Below are 16,161 nucleotides of genomic sequence, written 5' to 3' on the forward strand. Positions count from 1 at the left end.
ATTACGGGTTAACGAAGGTCTTCTTAACGCGCGTCGACCGCTTGAAATAGGGCACCAGAAGCGCCGTTGCAAGCAACGGAAAGAGTAGCTGGCGAACCGCCAGTGCGTCAGAAACTGGCGAAAAAGCGAACGCTTTGACGGCAAGCAGCACGGAGACCAGCAGCCAGATAATGTAATGTTTCGGCACGCTTTTGCGGCGTTTGAAGAAGGCGATGGTCAGCCAAAGCGTGTAGTACCACATCGCGATTGCGAAAACGAACGACACAAACCACGTCGCAATATTGAGCGCGCTCTGAGACATCAGTGTCTGGATAGCATGAGGAGTAACCAGTGCAGTGGTGTAAAGCAACAGCGCCAGCGAAGCGCTTAATAAAGCCACCAGCAGCCATGCCAGCGGGGCGATTAACCAGCCCCCAATTCTCTCTCCAGGCAATGCGGTCATACGCTCTCCCATAGTCTGCGCGAAATGTTATACAGAAATTTGCAGGGCGGAGAGTATATAACATTTCACGCCGAAGGCTACTTTCTTATACAACGTAACGCCAGACAGATTTAGGTACTTCCCCCACGTTGAACAGACGACCGCCAGAGACGAGTTCGGCGCGACGATGGTCAGCCGCGCGGTACATATTGATGATGTCTTGATTATCCGACAGCGTGTAGTTCAGATGGTCAAACAGTTTTTCCAGGCTTTCGAGGGAATTGATCTTGCGAAATTTTAATAAATAGTCCTGAACTGTCATATTAATAAGTTTCCATATAAAAGGGTAATACCCATAAAGGTAATGCGTTCGAATAATAAACGGATTAATAAAGACGTAAACTGTCCACTCGGGTAACGCGACGAAATTAGGAGTTTTCTTTGCGAAGATTCAGGCATCAGCAGATGCCTGGAAGAGAAGGGTAACCCCGTTCATTACGGCTGGCAATACGTTCCATGACGTAATGTGTCACGCTTTATGACGATGCGGCTTACTTTTGTTGAGCAACAGTAACAGGCTCCGGCGGCTGGTAGTTATCGATATGGCTGGCAATACCGAGCAACACGACTGAAACGCCAAGGACAATCCATCCCGCTAATTCAATGATTCGATTAATTATTGATGACATATTTTGTGTTTGTAATTTATCCATAAATACAGATTACAAATGTTACAGCGGCCTTTTCGACAGAGCAAGCGCTTTGGGAACGATTCCCGGGCCCCATATACACACTTTAATGCGAGGTAACAAAAAAAGCTGTCGCGAGATGCTATTTTAACTCACAGGGCACATTATTAATCTGTGCGTTAAGCACAAGGCCAGTGATAAATAAGCGCACAGCGAGGGGGCATACGATGAGTGAAAACATCCGCGTCGGTCTTATTGGCTACGGGTACGCAAGCAAAACCTTTCATGCGCCGCTGGTTGCCGGCACGCCGGGAATGGAACTGGCGGCTATCACAAGCAGCGATGAAACCAAAGTCCATGCCGACTGGCCAGCCGTGCCGGTGGTAACGGAGCCTAAGCATCTGTTTAACGATCCTAATATTGACCTTATTGTCATTCCCACCCCTAACGACACCCATTTCCCCCTGGCGAAAGCGGCGCTGGAGGCTGGCAAACATGTCGTTGTCGATAAGCCTTTTACCGTGACGTTGTCACAGGCGCGCGAGCTGGATGCGCTGGCGCGAAGCCTGGGTCGGTTATTGTCGGTCTTTCACAACCGGCGCTGGGATAGTGATTTCCTGACGATCAAAGCGCTGATAAACGAAGGCACGCTCGGCGAAATTGCTTTTTTTGAGTCTCACTTCGATCGTTATCGTCCGCAGGTGCGAGATCGCTGGCGCGAGCAGGCGGGACCGGGCAGCGGCATCTGGTATGACTTAGCGCCGCATCTTCTCGATCAGGCCGTTCATCTGTTTGGTCTGCCCGTAAGCATGACGGTCGATTTAGCTCAGCTCAGGCCGGGGGCGCAGACCACCGACTATTTCCACGCCGTTTTGAGTTATCCGCAGCGGCGCATTGTGCTGCACGGGACAATGCTTGCGGCGGCGGAATCGGCCCGCTATATCCTTCACGGGGCGCGCGGCAGCTATGTGAAGTTCGGCCTGGATCCGCAGGAAGAGCGCCTCAAAAATGGCGAACGCTTACCGCAGGAGGACTGGGGCTACGACATGCGGGACGGGGTGGTGACGCGTGCGGAGGGTGAGGTACTGGTTGAAGAGACGGTGTTGACCCAGCCTGGGAACTATCCGGCGTATTACGCCGCAATTCGTGACGCGCTGAACGGTTCAGGTGAAAATCCGGTTCCGGCGAGCCAGGCAATCCAGATTATGGAGCTCATCGAGCTGGGGATCGAATCTGCCAAACATCGCGCAACGCTCTGTCTGGCATAAGTGCCAAACGCTTTCGTAGGCCGGGTAAGCGCAGCGCCACCCGGCAGTAAAGAGGACTACTGAGCAACTTTATCGCGCAGCGCCTGTTTCTCTTCAGGCGTCAGGAAGGCGATCTCCAGCCCGTTGATTTGCGCCTGACGGATCTGCTCGCGGCTCAGCCCGGCCTGCGGCGCGGCGATGTTGTATTCGTGAATAATATCCACGCCCTGAACCGCCGGATCGTCCGTGTTCAGTGAAGCCAGCACCCCGTGTTCAAGGAAGGTTTTCAGCGGGTGTTGCGCCAGCGACGCCACTGTACTGGTCTGAATATTGGAGGTCAGGCAGGATTCGATTCCAATACGTTGTTCGGCGAGGAAATCCATCAGCGCGCGATCTTCAATGGCTTTCACACCGTGACCAATACGTTCCGCACCCAGTTCACGAATGGCCTGCCAGATGCTTTCCGGCCCCGCGGCTTCGCCAGCATGAACGGTAATATGCCATCCTGCATCACGTGCGCGGTTGAAATGAGACAGGAACAGGCTGCCCGGGAAGCCCAACTCATCACCGGCCAGGTCGATGGCGGTGATCTGGTCGCGATGCGCCAGTAACGCTTCCAGCTCCTGAAGACAGGCCGCTTCACCGAAGGTACGGCTCATAATGCCGATCAAACGCGCCTGAACGTCAAAGGTTTTGCAACCTTCACGCACGCCCTCAATGACCGCTTCAACCACGCCCGCTACGGGGAGACTGTGGGTCATCGCCATATAGCCCGGAGAGAAACGCAGTTCGACATAGTGCAGGCCGTTGCGAGCGGCATCTTCGATGTTTTCAAAGGCGACACGGCGACAGGCATCGAGCGAGGCCAGCATCTTCACACCCCAGTCAAGCTTGCTCAGAAAACTTACCAGATCCGGCTCGTTCGATGTCACCTGGACATGGGGGATCAGGGTTTCAAGCGTTTCGGCAGGAAGCGTTAAATTGAACTGGCGACCAAGATCGAGAATGGTTTGGGCACGAATGTTCCCGTCGAGGTGGCGGTGAATATCAGTTAAAGGCAGGCGTGTATCAATCATGGTCGCACTCTTTGCTGGTTAAAGTGCGCCATATTATAAAAACAAAACGGGGGAAAAAGCTATTTGCGCAAGGGAATATTCCGTTGCGCAAATAATTTACAGCAGACTGTTGATGCCAGCGATAAGGCGCTGAACGCCCTGTTCAAGCTTACTACGCGGACAGCCAGCGTTCAGTCGCACATAGCCTTTTCCTTCATCCCCATAAGTATATCCCGGCATGATGGCCACTTTTTGCTGTTCAATCAGCACGTTTTGCAGCGTATTGTCATCAATACCGAGTGGGCTGAGATCAATCCAGGCCAGATAGGTGGCCTCTGGCGGTTGCCAGTTGAGTGTTGGAAATGCAGCATTCAGTTCGTCAGCAATGTAGCGCAGGTTTTCTTCGAGATAGGCCCGCAGCGCGTCCAGCCAGGGTTCGCCCTGCCGGTAAGCAGCAATGTGCGCGGTCAGCGCCAGCACGGAAGGGGAAGAGAGTCCGTCCCGCCCTTTTAAGGCATTCAGATAGGCGTTACGGCTGTCGTCATCGGCGATAAGCCCCCAGGCGCCCGTCAGTGCCGGAATATTGAAGCTTTTAGAACCCGAGGTCAGCAGCGCCCATTTACCGTCCGCAACCTCATTCCACGGGGTATGGCGATGCGTGCCCCATACCATGTCCATATGAATTTCGTCGCTGATTACCGCCACATCATGACGGCTGCAAAGCGTTGCAATTGTGGCCAGATCTTCCCGCGTCCAGACTTTGCCGGTTGGATTTTGCGGGCTACACAGCAGCAGAACCGTGTTTTCCGGTTTTGCCAGCGCCGCTTCCAGCGCGGCCATATTGCCGTCCCAGCCACGCGCCGTTTTCTGCATCGGCACGGAAACAACGGTACGCTGGTTGCCTTCAATGGCTTTATAAAAGGCATCGTAAGCCGGGGTATGAACCACCACACCGTCGCCAGGCGCGGACCATATGCGGATCAGCTCCGAGACCATATAAATGACCGACGGCCCATACACTACGGTTTCGGTATCAATCTGACTGTTAAAGCGTTGCCGGAACCAGTGCGCCACGGCAGCCAGAAATTCGTCATTTTTCCAGCGGCTGTAGCCAAACACGCCGTGGTTGATGCGCTGGTGCAGCGCATCGGTAATACAGGGAGCGGTAGCGAAATCCATATCAGAGATGGTGAAGGGCAGCAGGTCGGCAGCCCCAAAACGGTCAGCGACATAATCCCACTGGGTACACCAGGTGCCGTGTCGATCCACGACGGTAGAAAAATCAAACATGACGGTGCTCCGTAAAGTAAAACCCCCTCATGACGAGGGGGGCGAGGCATCAGGCTTCGACGGTTCGCATCAGGGTTGCCAGCTCATCCTTCACTGACTGTACCTGCGGGCCAATGACGACCTGCAAATTGTGTTGATTTAACTGTACCACGCCGATAGCCCGGTTAGCTTTAAGTGCGTTGGTATCCACTTTGGACATGTCCGCCACAGACAAACGCAGGCGGGTGATGCAGTTATCCAGAGAGGTAATGTTATCCGCACCGCCCAGCGCCGCCAGAATAGCCGGCGTGTTATATCCGGATTTCCCAACGGTACCGGCCACTGCCTGTTCAACGCTGGTGGCCGTATCGGTATCGCGGCCAGGCGTTTTCAGGTTAAAGCGGGTGATGGCGAAGCGGAAGATCCCGTAGTAAACCGCGAACCAGATGGCGGCCACAACCGGCACCAGGTACCACTTGGTGGACAGGCCATGCAGGATACCGAATACCACGAAGTCAATCACGTTACCGTCGGTGTTACCGATGGTCACACCGAGCACAGCCATCACGGTAAAGCCCAGGCCTGTCAGTACGGCGTGGATGAGGTACAGCACCGGTGCCACGAACAGGAACAGGAACTCAATAGGTTCTGTCGTACCGCCCACCACGCAGGCAATAACGCCGGAGATCAGAAGGCCTTTAATTTTATGACGATTTTCCGGACGGGCGCAGTGGTACATCGCCAGCGCAGCGCCCGGCAGGCCGCCGAGGAAGGCAGGCATTTTCCCCTGAGAGAGGAAACGCGTCGCACTTTCAGAGAAGCCGTGCGTGGTCGGGCAGCTCAGCTGGGCCTGGAAGATGGTCAGCGCGCCGCTAACGGAATGACCGCAAACGTCCATAGTGCCGCCTGCTTCAGTAAAGCGGATCAGGGCAACCAGGATATGCTGTAAACCAAATGGCAGCAGCAGACGTTCACCCGTACCGAAAATCATCGGGCCGAAATCACCCGCGCCGTTGATAATGCGGCCAATACCAGTGATTCCCATGGCAAAAACCGGCCAAATCAGAGGGATGATCAGACCAAACAGACCCATCACAACCAGCGTAATGATTGGCACAAAGCGGGTGCCGCCGAAGAAGGCCAGCGCATCGGGCAGGCGGATGTTATGAAAGCGCTCGTGCAGCATCCAGATGATCACTCCCGCGATCACGGCTCCAAGGATCCCGGTATCGATGGACTGAATACCAATCACGCTCTGAATGTTATTGGCTTTCAGTACCGCCGCGTCGGTCGTCGGCAGGATCCCTTTGGCGGTCAGCCAGAAGTTAACCGCAAGGTTCATGACCGCATAGCCAACGAAGCCCGCAAACGCCGCCACGCCTTTGTTTTCCCGCGCCAGACCCAGAGGAATGGCGATACAGAACATCACCGGCAGGAAGCTAAAGGCAAACGATCCGACCTTGCTCATCCAGATAAAGATCGCCTGCAGTACCGGATTTCCGAGGAAAGGGATCAGGGTAATGACGTCGTGGCTGCTTAACGAGCTGCCGATCCCCAGCATGATCCCGCAAAAAGAGAGAAGCGCCACGGGCAGCATAAAGGTTTTGCCCAGTTGCTGGAAAAACTCCCACAGCGATATTTTTTGTGCTGCTTTCGTCGTCATAAAACGACTCCTTAAATGGTAGAAAGAGATTTAACGACCGCGATGGTGCGAGAAGATAAAACGTTTTATCAAACTTTAGTGCGCGCTAAATCACATTCTCAGGCTTTTACTGGTAGTATAAAGATAACGTATTGATAAAACGTTTTAGCGATCTCATTATCAAGGAGTCACGCCACCACATGGCTGTAGCGAAAAAGATCACCATCAACGATGTCGCGCTGGCGGCGGGGGTTTCCGTTAGCACCGTTTCGCTGGTATTGAGCGGGAAGGGGCGCATCTCTCCTGCTACGGGTCAGCGCGTCAACGAGGCCGTTGAGCAACTGGGCTTTGTGCGTAATCGCCAGGCGTCGGCGCTGCGCGGTGGGCAAAGCGGGGTGATAGGGCTGATTGTTCGCGACCTCGCGTCGCCGTTTTATGCAGAACTGACCGCCGGGCTTACCGAGGCGCTTGAAGCGCAGGGACGAATGGTTTTCCTGCTCCACGGTGGGCGCGAACCGGAGCAACTGCTCTCCAGGCTGGATATGCTGCTGACGCAAGGGGTGGATGGGGTGATCGTGGCCGGCGCGTCCGGTGTGGGCAGTGAATTGTGTGAGCGCGCGGCGCAGAAAGGCGTACCGCTGGTGTTTGCGTCGCGCGCCAGCTATCTCGACGAAGCCGATACCCTTCGGCCGGATAACATGCAGGCCGCGCAAATGCTGACCGAGCATCTTATTCATCGCGGCCATCAGCGCATCGCCTGGCTCGGCGGTAAAAGCTCGTCCCTGACGCGTGCGGAGCGGGTGGGCGGTTACTGCTCCACGCTCATCAAATACGGCCTGCCGTTTCACAGCGAATGGGTGGTGGAGTGTGAGTCCAGCCAGAAAAAAGCCGCCGAAGCCATCGGCACGTTGCTTCGCAACAGCCCGACAATCAGCGCGGTGATTTGCTATAACGATGTGATTGCGATGGGGGCGTGGTTCGGCTTGATCCGCGCCGGACGCCAGAGCGGTGAGGGCGGGGTAGAAACGTTCTTCGGCCATCAGGTGGCGCTGGGGGCATTTGCGGATGTCGGTGAAAATGCGCTAGACGATCTCCCCATCGTCTGGGCGACGACGCCGGCTCGTGAAATGGGGTACACCCTGGCAGACCGAATTATGCAGCGTATTGAAAATACGGACGTGCAGGCCGGGCATCAGATTGTGGCGGCGCGGTTAGTGACGGTGAAGTAATCTCCGCTGCACATCGCCCGGCAATAAAAAACCCCTCATGCGAGGGGTTTTTCGTTTACTGCTGCGGTACTGCCGGCGGCGCAGCCGGTTCAGCCGGTGCCGGAATGCCCAGCGTCGGCATACCAAACATGCCGACAAAATCTTCCAGCGGCATTTTGTCGCCGTTGAGCGTTACCTGGCCATTAGCATATTGCAGGCTGGTGGAAATGGTGTTGTCTTCCACCTTCGTGATGCGGAACATCTGGCCCATCGCCGCCAGGCCTTTCACCTGTTGGTTTGCCAGTTTACCTGCATCTTCTTCACCATACCCTTCGAGTTTCGCAATCTGCGTCATGAACTCGGTTGCCATATCCATCGGGATGGTCAGCTTGCTGTCGAGCGATTTCACGCTGCGGTCAACTTCCTGCGCCAGGGTCTGCGGCTCGCCGGTCGCGGCCGCCGGATCCTTCAGGAACAGCGACAGGTTGAAGTTGGTTTCGCCTTTGTCGTTTTTCCAGCTCAGTGGCGCAACGGTAATTACCGGCTCGCCTTTCAGCAGGATCGGCAGGTTATTAAACAGCACGGCCATCGCCTGCTGCTGGTACGCCTGCGGGTTCTGTTGCAGGGCGGCATCGGTCAGCAGAGCCTGACTCTCTTTGCTGTATTTCTGGCTAAATTCGTGCCATGCCTGGCCGTCAATGTTGCCAATTTTCAGTGACAGCTTGCCGGTACCCAGGTCCTGATTCTGTACTTTCAGGCTTTTCAGGCTGTAATCCAGCTGGGTGTTGATGCTTTTACCGTCTTTGGAAACGTCAGACTTGCCGTCCAGATCCATGCCTTCCAGCACTGCCATCTCTTTACCTTCAATCGCAATGGCGATCTTATCGAGGCTCAGCTTCTGATCGCCAATACGCTCGTCAAAATCGGTCATACGGCTATTGCCGCTGGCTTTCAGGTTGTTGAAGGTAAGCTGGACCTTCTGGTTATATTCATTGACTGAATTCACCAGGCCGCTGGCGGCATCGCCGGTCAGAGAGACATTCTTGCCGTCGCGATCGGCATCAAGCTGGAAATTACCGCCGCTGAAGGCGACTTTATCGGTGCCTTGTTCGTAATTCAGCGCTTTCAGGTCGATGTCGGAACGCGTATCACCGGCATAGCTGATGCGGGTATTGATCTCGAACGGCGACTCATTTTTCGCCATATCGAAAATTGGCTTCGTCACCTCGTTATTTACCAGTACGGTTCTGGCGGATGCCATAGAGGGGATCAGGTTAAACTTTTTCAACTGTGCCAGCGGGAACGGACCGTGGCTGACCACTTCATCCAGTACCACGCTCTGGCCCGGTTTCAGCCAGGCGTTCTGATTGCCCGCTACCGGCTTCACCACCACCTGCATATGGCTGGTAAAGACGCCACGCTGGTAGTTCTGGTAGCTCAGCTCCAGACCTGCTTCAGGCGCGCTGCGCTTAATTTCGCTGTTTGCCTGCGCCATCATCTCTGCCAGACGGCTTTCCAGCTGTTTCCCGGTATACCAGGAAGCACCCGTCCAGATCACGCCTAAAGCAACAATCACTCCTACCGCTACGACCGATTTTTTCATTGCGATTATCCCTAAAATGAAACCAGGCGGTTAAAACCGCCTGGTGTTACAACGCCTGTTACTAGCTTAGCAAGAGTTGTTAAAAAATTCAGTAAGTCCCTAAAGCTTATTAAAAACGCGCGCCAGGCGACCAGTGCCGCTCACTAAGACAGGCGACTCGTTTGCCGGGACAAAAGCGGACTCCCCCGGTTTAAGCAGCAGACGCTCGCTACCGTTATGCAACGTCGCTTCGCCTTCCACACAGAACAGGATCGCGGCGCTCTCCTGTGCAATGGCGGTTTCGTCTGCGCTGAGGTCATGCAGGGAGAAGGCAAAATCGTCAACCGGAATCGGGAAGTCCAGCTCTGAGCCGTTTTTCACCGGCTGAGTAAGCAGCTCCGCAGCAGGTTTCGCCACGAACTTCACGTTGGCAACCAGCTCAGGGATGTCGATGTATTTTGGCGTCAGGCCCGCGCGCAGTACGTTATCGGAGTTAGCCATCACCTCCAGCGCCACGCCGTTCAGGTAGGCGTGCGGGGTTTCAGCGAACAGGAACATCGCTTCGCCTGGGTTGAGCTTCACCACGTTCAGCAGCAGCGGAGAGAAGAGGCCGCTGTCGTCCGGATAAAACGCGGAAATTACGCGAATCGTGTCCCATGGTTCACCCTGCTGGCTGTTCAGCGCGGCTTTCAGCACCGCCAGCGCGTGGGATTTTTCCTCGCCCTGCATATTCAGCAGGCTGGCAAACAGCGCGCTCAAGGCTTCTGCGTTCGGGTTTTCCAGGAAGTGGGCGATCGCGTTGTGAGCCCCAGCGACCGGTTGCAGCAGGGAGATGATCTCGGAAAACTCGCGGAAGGCATTCATCGCCAGGAAAGGGGTAAGGGCGAAAACCAGTTCCGGCTTGTGGTTAGGATCTTTGTAGTTACGCTCTGCGGCGTCTAACGGAATACCGGCGGCATTTTCTTTGGCAAAGCCCAGCTCAGAGGCTTTTTTGTTCGGGTGAACCTGAATGGAGAGCGGCTGGTCGGCGCACAATACCTTGAACAGAAAAGGCAGCTCACCAAAACGATTCGCCACTTTATCGCCGAGCAGCGCGGCTTTGTCGGCATCGATGACATCACGCAGGCTGCGCACCTGGCCGCTGGCATCTTCAATTTTTGAGCTGCTCTTCGGGTGCGCGCCCATCCACAGCTCTGCCATCGGCAGGTTGTCCGGGTTGGCGATACCGTAGAGATCCGCTAACGCAGTTTTACTTCCCCAGGCGTAGTTTTGCACTGAGTTGATGAGTTTTTGCATTATCAAGCCCTGATTCATATGTGGAATTAACTTCGCGTATTAAAGCAATAAACCGAATGGAAGTAACCTGCGGATGTAAAAAGTCGTACTAGTCTCAGTTTTTGTTAAAAAATTGTGTAGGATAAGCTGACTCGCTTTTAAGCCGGGCAGCGGAACATCTGCCCTGAATAAACAGACCGAAGCAGTAAGTGAGAGAACAATGTCGAATAAACCCTTCCATTATCAGGATCCTTTCCCCCTCAGTCAGGATCGGACCGAGTATTACCTGTTAACCCGCGATTACGTTTCTGTCTCTGAGTTTGAAGGGCAGAAGATCCTCAAAGTTGACCCGCAGGCGCTGACGCTGCTGGCGCAGCAAGCCTTCCACGATGCTTCCTTTATGCTCCGTCCGGCGCATCAGCAGCAGGTTGCCGATATTCTGAGCGACCCGGAAGCCAGCGAGAACGATAAGTACGTTGCCCTGCAATTCCTGCGTAACTCTGATATCGCGGCGAAAGGCATTCTGCCAACCTGCCAGGACACCGGCACGGCGATTATCACCGGTAAAAAAGGCCAGCGCGTCTGGACCGGCGGCGGTGACGAAGCGGCGCTGGCGCGCGGCGTCTACAATACCTACACCGAAGATAACCTGCGCTATTCGCAAAACGCGGCGCTGGATATGTACAAAGAGGTGAACACCGGCACCAACCTGCCTGCGCAGATTGACCTCTACAGTGTCGACGGTGACGAGTACAAATTCCTCTGCATCGCCAAAGGCGGCGGTTCAGCCAACAAAACCTATCTTTACCAGGAAACCAAAGCGCTGCTTACCCCGGGCAAGCTGAAGAACTATCTGGTTGAGAAGATGCGCACCCTCGGCACTGCGGCCTGCCCGCCGTACCATATCGCGTTTGTGATTGGCGGTACGTCTGCTGAAAGCACCCTGAAAACCGTTAAGCTGGCCTCAACCAAATACTACGATGGCCTGCCAACGGAAGGTAACGAACATGGTCAGGCGTTCCGCGACGTGCAGCTTGAGCAGGAATTGCTGGCCGAAGCGCAGAATCTGGGGCTGGGCGCGCAGTTTGGCGGCAAATACTTCGCGCATGACATTCGCGTGATCCGCCTCCCGCGCCACGGTGCATCCTGTCCAGTGGGGATGGGCGTGTCGTGCTCTGCGGATCGTAACATCAAAGCGAAGATCAACCGCGACGGCATCTGGATCGAAAAGCTGGAGAACAACCCGGGCAAATACATCCCTGAAGAACTGCGTAAAGCGGGTGAGGGCGAAGCGGTACGCGTTGACCTGAATCGCCCAATGAAGGAGATCCTGGCGCAGCTTTCGCAGTATCCGGTTTCAACGCGCCTTTCCCTGAACGGGACGATTATCGTGGGCCGCGACATCGCCCATGCGAAGCTGAAAGAGCGCCTGGACAACGGTGAAGGGCTGCCGCAGTACATTAAAGATCACCCCATCTACTACGCAGGCCCGGCAAAAACGCCTGATGGGTATGCTTCCGGCTCGTTAGGCCCAACGACGGCGGGCCGTATGGACTCCTACGTCGACCAGTTGCAGGCCAACGGTGGCAGCATGATCATGCTGGCGAAAGGCAACCGCAGCCAGCAGGTGACGGACGCGTGCCACAAGCACGGCGGCTTCTACCTCGGCAGCATCGGCGGCCCGGCAGCGGTGCTGGCACAGGGCAGTATCAAGAGCCTGGAGTGCGTGGAGTACCCGGAACTGGGTATGGAAGCGATCTGGAAAATTGAAGTGGAAGACTTCCCGGCGTTCATTCTTGTGGATGACAAAGGTAACGACTTCTTCAAACAGATCCAGTCTTCCCAGTGTTCGGCGTGTGTGAAGTAATTCTGTAAATTGCCGGGTGGCGCTGACGCTTACCCGGCCTACATTCTCGTAGGTCGGGTAAGGCGCAGCCGCCACCCGACATCAAAAAGAGCGCACAAAGCGCCATAACGTTTCTCAGAAGTCATCAATACTTATCTCTTAAGCATGTGAGCAATCCCTTCTTTGCTATCAAGGAGTAAGTAATGACAATGCATCGCCGCGAGAAAGACTCCATGGGCGCCATCGACGTCCCGGCCGACAAGCTATGGGGCGCGCAAACCCAGCGTTCGCTGGAGCATTTCCGCATTTCGACAGAGAAAATGCCCGTCTCGCTAATCCAGGCGCTGGCGTTGACCAAACGCGCTGCCGCCAAAGTCAATCAGGATCTGGGCCTGCTGGATGCCGATAAAGCCTCCGCCATCATCAATGCCGCCGACGAAGTGCTGGCGGGCAAACATCCCGACGAATTCCCCCTTGCCATCTGGCAGACCGGCTCAGGCACCCAGAGCAACATGAACATGAACGAGGTGCTGGCGAACCGCGCAAGCGAGCTCCTTGGCGGCGTGCGCGGCATGGAGCGGAAGGTTCACCCGAACGATGACGTGAATAAAAGCCAGAGTTCCAACGACGTGTTCCCGACGGCCATGCACGTGGCGGCCGTCATCGCTATCCGCGAGCAGCTTATCCCGCAACTCAACGTGCTCAAATCTACGCTTAACGAGAAAGCGCAGGCTTTCGGCGACATTGTAAAAATTGGTCGTACGCACCTGCAGGACGCCACGCCGCTGACGCTTGGCCAGGAGATCTCCGGCTGGGTGGCGATGCTGGAGCACAATCTTAAGCATATAGACAACAGCCTGCCGCATCTGGCGGAGCTGGCGCTCGGCGGAACGGCGGTTGGCACCGGGTTAAACACCCATCCCGAGTACGCGGTGCGTGTGGCCGAAGAGCTGGCGAAGATCACCGGGCAGCCGTTTGTTACCGCCCCGAATAAATTCGAAGCCCTGGCGACCTGTGATGCGCTGGTCCATACCCATGGCGCGCTGAAAGGGCTGGCAGCCTCGCTGATGAAAATCGCCAACGACGTGCGTTGGCTGGCCTCCGGCCCGCGCTGCGGCATCGGCGAAATCAGCATTCCGGAAAACGAGCCGGGTAGCTCCATTATGCCGGGTAAAGTAAACCCGACGCAGTGCGAAGCCATGACCATGCTGTGCTGTCAGGTGATGGGTAATGACGTTGCGGTCAACATGGGCGGCGCGTCGGGTAACTTCGAGCTTAACGTCTATCGCCCGATGGTGATCCACAACGTACTGCAATCGATTCGTCTGCTGGCCGATGGCATGGAGAGCTTTAACGAGCACTGCGCGGTGGGCATTGAGCCTAATCGCGAGCGAATCAGCCAGCTGCTGAATGAGTCCCTGATGCTGGTCACGGCGCTAAACACCCATATTGGTTATGACAAAGCGGCCGAAATCGCTAAAAAAGCGCACAAAGAGGGGCTTACCCTGAAAGCCTCTGCGCTGGCGCTGGGCTACCTGACGGACGCCGAGTTTGATGCCTGGGTCCGCCCGGAAGCGATGGTGGGCAGCATCAGGTAATCACTGCGCCACATACAGGTGCAGCCGCGGGATAATCAGCTGTAGCGGCTGTGCCTGGGGTTTATAGCGATGCTGAACGTTTTCAGCATCGTAGTTCAGCAGTTCTCCGATATCCGGCACCACCGCACCCTGATCGGCATCGTAGAGCGCAATCAGCGGTGTCGGGCAGGCGTATTGCACCTGCTTTTGCTGTCCCGCATACCAGACACGAGCGATAGGCTGCACCTTGACCGGACGCTTTATTTTAAGACGGGTATCAGCCGGCAGGGAGGCAATGCTGTGGTACTCCTGCTCCAGCCGTTCAATCCACTGTTCCCGCGACCACGGGGCGACCGTTCGCGGCGATTTCAGGCTTTTCTCCAGCTGAGCCAGGATCTCGTCGCGCGTGAAGTTTTTAATGATGTGCTTGTTGGCCCAGCCGAAGCGCAGCGTGGCGGGGTGGCGCAGTACCGTCAGCGTGCGGTAAGCATTCAGGGTGATCAGCCCCGGAAGCTGGCGATGCACCCATTCAAAACGGGCAGCCGGTGCCAGCCCGGACTCAACGGTCACGATTTTCTCGAAGGCGGCTTTCAGCGTATTAATATGCGTAATTTGCGCCTCAATGGCTTCACGCGTTGCGGTATCCGTTTGCAGACAGATGACGCCGGGCAGGCGAACGGCGGCCTTACTGCTGCGATTTTCGGACTGCTGCTGGATGAAAAGGCGGCGATAGTGCTGCAACGTCAGTTCCAGCGCCACTTTACCGATATGCTGCGTTACCTCAATGGTGTTCAGCGGGTCGTGTTCCGCGCCTTTCGCCACCTCGGGCAGGGAAAAGACGCGGGCGGCCAGCAGGCGGCAGCCCTGTAGTTGCGCCGTCAGGGTCAGTAACGCCTGCTCTATTTCCCGAAATGTGGTGTTAAGCCTTTCGATGAGATCGTAAGTCGCCATAATAGCCCTTAATTAGTTACAACATACTACTGATATAGCACAACACGCCGGGTCAGGCCAGCGTGCGGTTTAGTTCAGGCAGGTATGGGAAGAGGAATGTTGTGATAGATCGGCCAGCTAAAGACGAACCGGGCCCCGCCCAGCTCGCTCGCTTCGCAGCGAACCGAACCGCCCATTGCCTGGGCAATAGAACGGACGATAGCCAGCCCCAGACCACAGCCGCCGGTAGCACGGTCGCGGCTGGGGTCGAGGCGCACAAACGGCTCGAAAACTTTTTCACGCTCCGCTGGCTCAATACCGGGGCCATCGTCTTCCACACACAGAATTGCCTGGCTCCCCTGCAAATCTAAACCTATGCGCAGCGTGGTTTCGCTGTAGCGCATGGCGTTGTTCATCAGATTATCCAGCACGCGTTCCATCAGGCGCATGTCCAGCGCGCCGTACGCGCCGGGGGTAATGGCTGTAAGCAGTTTTCGCTGAGGGTTAACGCTCTGCACATCGTTAATATGCGTCTGTAGCCAGACGGGAAGATCCGGCGTACTGAGGTGCAACTCCGTCTGAGGCCGATCGAGGCGGGCATAGGTCAGCAGCTCTTCAATCAGCGCTTCAAGCTGGCCAATATCCCGATTGAGGGCCTGCGATTCCGCGGCGGTGAGGTTCTCGCTCATCTCCAGGCGATAACGCAGGCGTACCAGCGGAGTGCGCAGTTCATGCGCAATGCCGTCGATAAGCTGCTTCTTGCTGGCAATCAGGGCGTTGATGTTATCGGCCATCTGGTTAAAGGCAATACCGAGACGGTCAAAACTGGAACCACTGTCGAAATGTATGCGTTCAGTTAAATGACCCTCCCCAAAACGCTGTGCGGCGGATTCCAGTTTCAGCATGTCCTGCCAGTGCGGTCGCATCCAGATGAACACAGGGAAAGCGAGCGAGATGGCAATAAAGCCCAGAAGGGCGAGATCCAGCAGGCGCATCTGGTGCAGGTAATAGAGATAGGGCACTGGCCCGACGGCCAGGACATAGTGGCTGCGCGGAATACGCTGAATGAAGGTATATTTCTCGTCCAGGGCGACGATGACTCCATCGCGCAAACGCTGCATCGCCGGCGGCGCTAAATCAAAATCCTTCAGGGGTTCGATACGCAGATCAAACGACAGATTCAGATCCAGCTCTTTTAACGTACGTGCCCAGTCATGCGGAGGAATTTCGCGCAGCTCGCTACGCATCAGGTAGAGCGAGCTTTTCATCAGATCGTCCAGGGATTGTCTGCCCGCACGCTCTGCGGTGAACTTATAGACCAGCCCGACCAGCATGGTCATCACCAGAAAGCAGACAAACAGCAGTAAATAAAACTGAACAAACAGCTTCTTCATTAATTTCACCGAAACAGGGGCTTCAC

The 16,161-nt window shown here is 55.7% G+C and carries 14 protein-coding genes; 4 read left to right on the forward strand and 10 right to left on the reverse strand.

What is annotated here, in order from left to right; translation table 11 throughout:
- Nucleotide 1 precedes the first annotated feature (1 nt).
- The 3 genes from ACQG0S_RS09680 to blr all read right to left on the reverse strand — a co-directional run bounded on the left by ACQG0S_RS09680 (nt 2) and on the right by blr (nt 1,098).
- Nucleotides 2–442 (reverse strand): DUF2569 domain-containing protein, encoded by a 441-nt coding sequence (locus ACQG0S_RS09680; RefSeq protein WP_015570663.1) that lies wholly within the window; start codon nt 440–442, stop codon nt 2–4.
- A gap of 85 nt (nt 443–527) precedes the next feature.
- Nucleotides 528–743, reverse strand: coding sequence for a transcription modulator YdgT (gene ydgT / locus ACQG0S_RS09685; RefSeq protein WP_000217941.1), 216 nt, complete (start codon nt 741–743; stop codon nt 528–530).
- A gap of 229 nt (nt 744–972) precedes the next feature.
- A complete protein-coding gene (gene blr, locus ACQG0S_RS09690) occupies nt 973–1,098 on the reverse strand; it encodes a division septum protein Blr (RefSeq protein ID WP_151884424.1) in 126 nt (41 codons plus the stop codon).
- Nucleotides 1,099–1,337: 239 nt separating this feature from the next.
- Between blr and ACQG0S_RS09695 the strand changes: the two genes are divergently transcribed.
- Nucleotides 1,338–2,378 (forward strand): oxidoreductase, encoded by a 1,041-nt coding sequence (locus ACQG0S_RS09695; protein WP_023306015.1) that lies wholly within the window; start codon nt 1,338–1,340, stop codon nt 2,376–2,378.
- A 56-nt stretch (nt 2,379–2,434) separates the two neighbouring features.
- On the opposite strand, the gene add is transcribed toward ACQG0S_RS09695, so the two are convergent.
- The 3 genes from add to malX form a co-directional block, all read right to left on the reverse strand.
- Entirely contained in the window at nt 2,435–3,433 is a 999-nt protein-coding gene (gene add / locus ACQG0S_RS09700; protein ID WP_022647922.1) for an adenosine deaminase, read from the reverse strand.
- A 96-nt stretch (nt 3,434–3,529) separates the two neighbouring features.
- The gene (locus ACQG0S_RS09705; RefSeq protein WP_048966443.1) at nt 3,530–4,702 is read right to left on the reverse strand and encodes a MalY/PatB family protein; all 1,173 of its coding nucleotides are present in this window, start codon (nt 4,700–4,702) and stop codon (nt 3,530–3,532) included.
- Between the two features lie 49 nt (nt 4,703–4,751).
- Nucleotides 4,752–6,344: a maltose/glucose-specific PTS transporter subunit IIBC gene (gene malX, locus ACQG0S_RS09710; RefSeq protein ID WP_023299967.1), complete on the reverse strand. Its 1,593-nt coding sequence runs from the start codon at nt 6,342–6,344 to the stop codon at nt 4,752–4,754.
- 179 nt (nt 6,345–6,523) lie between these two features.
- On the opposite strand from malX, the gene ACQG0S_RS09715 reads away from it, so the two are divergent.
- Nucleotides 6,524–7,552 (forward strand): Mal regulon transcriptional regulator MalI, encoded by a 1,029-nt coding sequence (locus ACQG0S_RS09715; protein WP_022647925.1) that lies wholly within the window; start codon nt 6,524–6,526, stop codon nt 7,550–7,552.
- 55 nt (nt 7,553–7,607) lie between these two features.
- Here the strand turns inward: ACQG0S_RS09715 and ACQG0S_RS09720 are convergent, their stop codons facing one another.
- Nucleotides 7,608–9,134: a YdgA family protein gene (locus ACQG0S_RS09720; RefSeq protein ID WP_022647926.1), complete on the reverse strand. Its 1,527-nt coding sequence runs from the start codon at nt 9,132–9,134 to the stop codon at nt 7,608–7,610.
- 99 nt (nt 9,135–9,233) lie between these two features.
- Nucleotides 9,234–10,409 (reverse strand): mannose-6-phosphate isomerase, encoded by a 1,176-nt coding sequence (gene manA / locus ACQG0S_RS09725; protein WP_426750272.1) that lies wholly within the window; start codon nt 10,407–10,409, stop codon nt 9,234–9,236.
- A 199-nt stretch (nt 10,410–10,608) separates the two neighbouring features.
- Here manA and fumA point away from each other — a divergent pair, with 199 nt between their 5' ends.
- Nucleotides 10,609–12,255, forward strand: coding sequence for a class I fumarate hydratase FumA (fumA, locus tag ACQG0S_RS09730; protein ID WP_063137517.1), 1,647 nt, complete (start codon nt 10,609–10,611; stop codon nt 12,253–12,255).
- Between the two features lie 182 nt (nt 12,256–12,437).
- The gene (fumC, locus tag ACQG0S_RS09735) at nt 12,438–13,832 is read left to right on the forward strand and encodes a class II fumarate hydratase (protein WP_022647929.1); all 1,395 of its coding nucleotides are present in this window, start codon (nt 12,438–12,440) and stop codon (nt 13,830–13,832) included.
- Here the strand turns inward: fumC and tus are convergent, their stop codons facing one another.
- On the reverse strand, nt 13,833–14,762 hold the full coding sequence (tus, locus tag ACQG0S_RS09740) for a DNA replication terminus site-binding protein (RefSeq protein WP_022647930.1): 930 nt from the start codon (nt 14,760–14,762) through the stop codon (nt 13,833–13,835).
- Between the two features lie 74 nt (nt 14,763–14,836).
- Nucleotides 14,837–16,135: a two-component system sensor histidine kinase RstB gene (gene rstB / locus ACQG0S_RS09745; RefSeq protein ID WP_048966458.1), complete on the reverse strand. Its 1,299-nt coding sequence runs from the start codon at nt 16,133–16,135 to the stop codon at nt 14,837–14,839.
- Nucleotides 16,136–16,161 lie beyond the last annotated feature (26 nt).

The organism is Enterobacter cloacae complex sp. 418I7 (assembly GCF_050030705.1).
GTDB lineage: Bacteria > Pseudomonadota > Gammaproteobacteria > Enterobacterales > Enterobacteriaceae > Enterobacter > Enterobacter intestinihominis.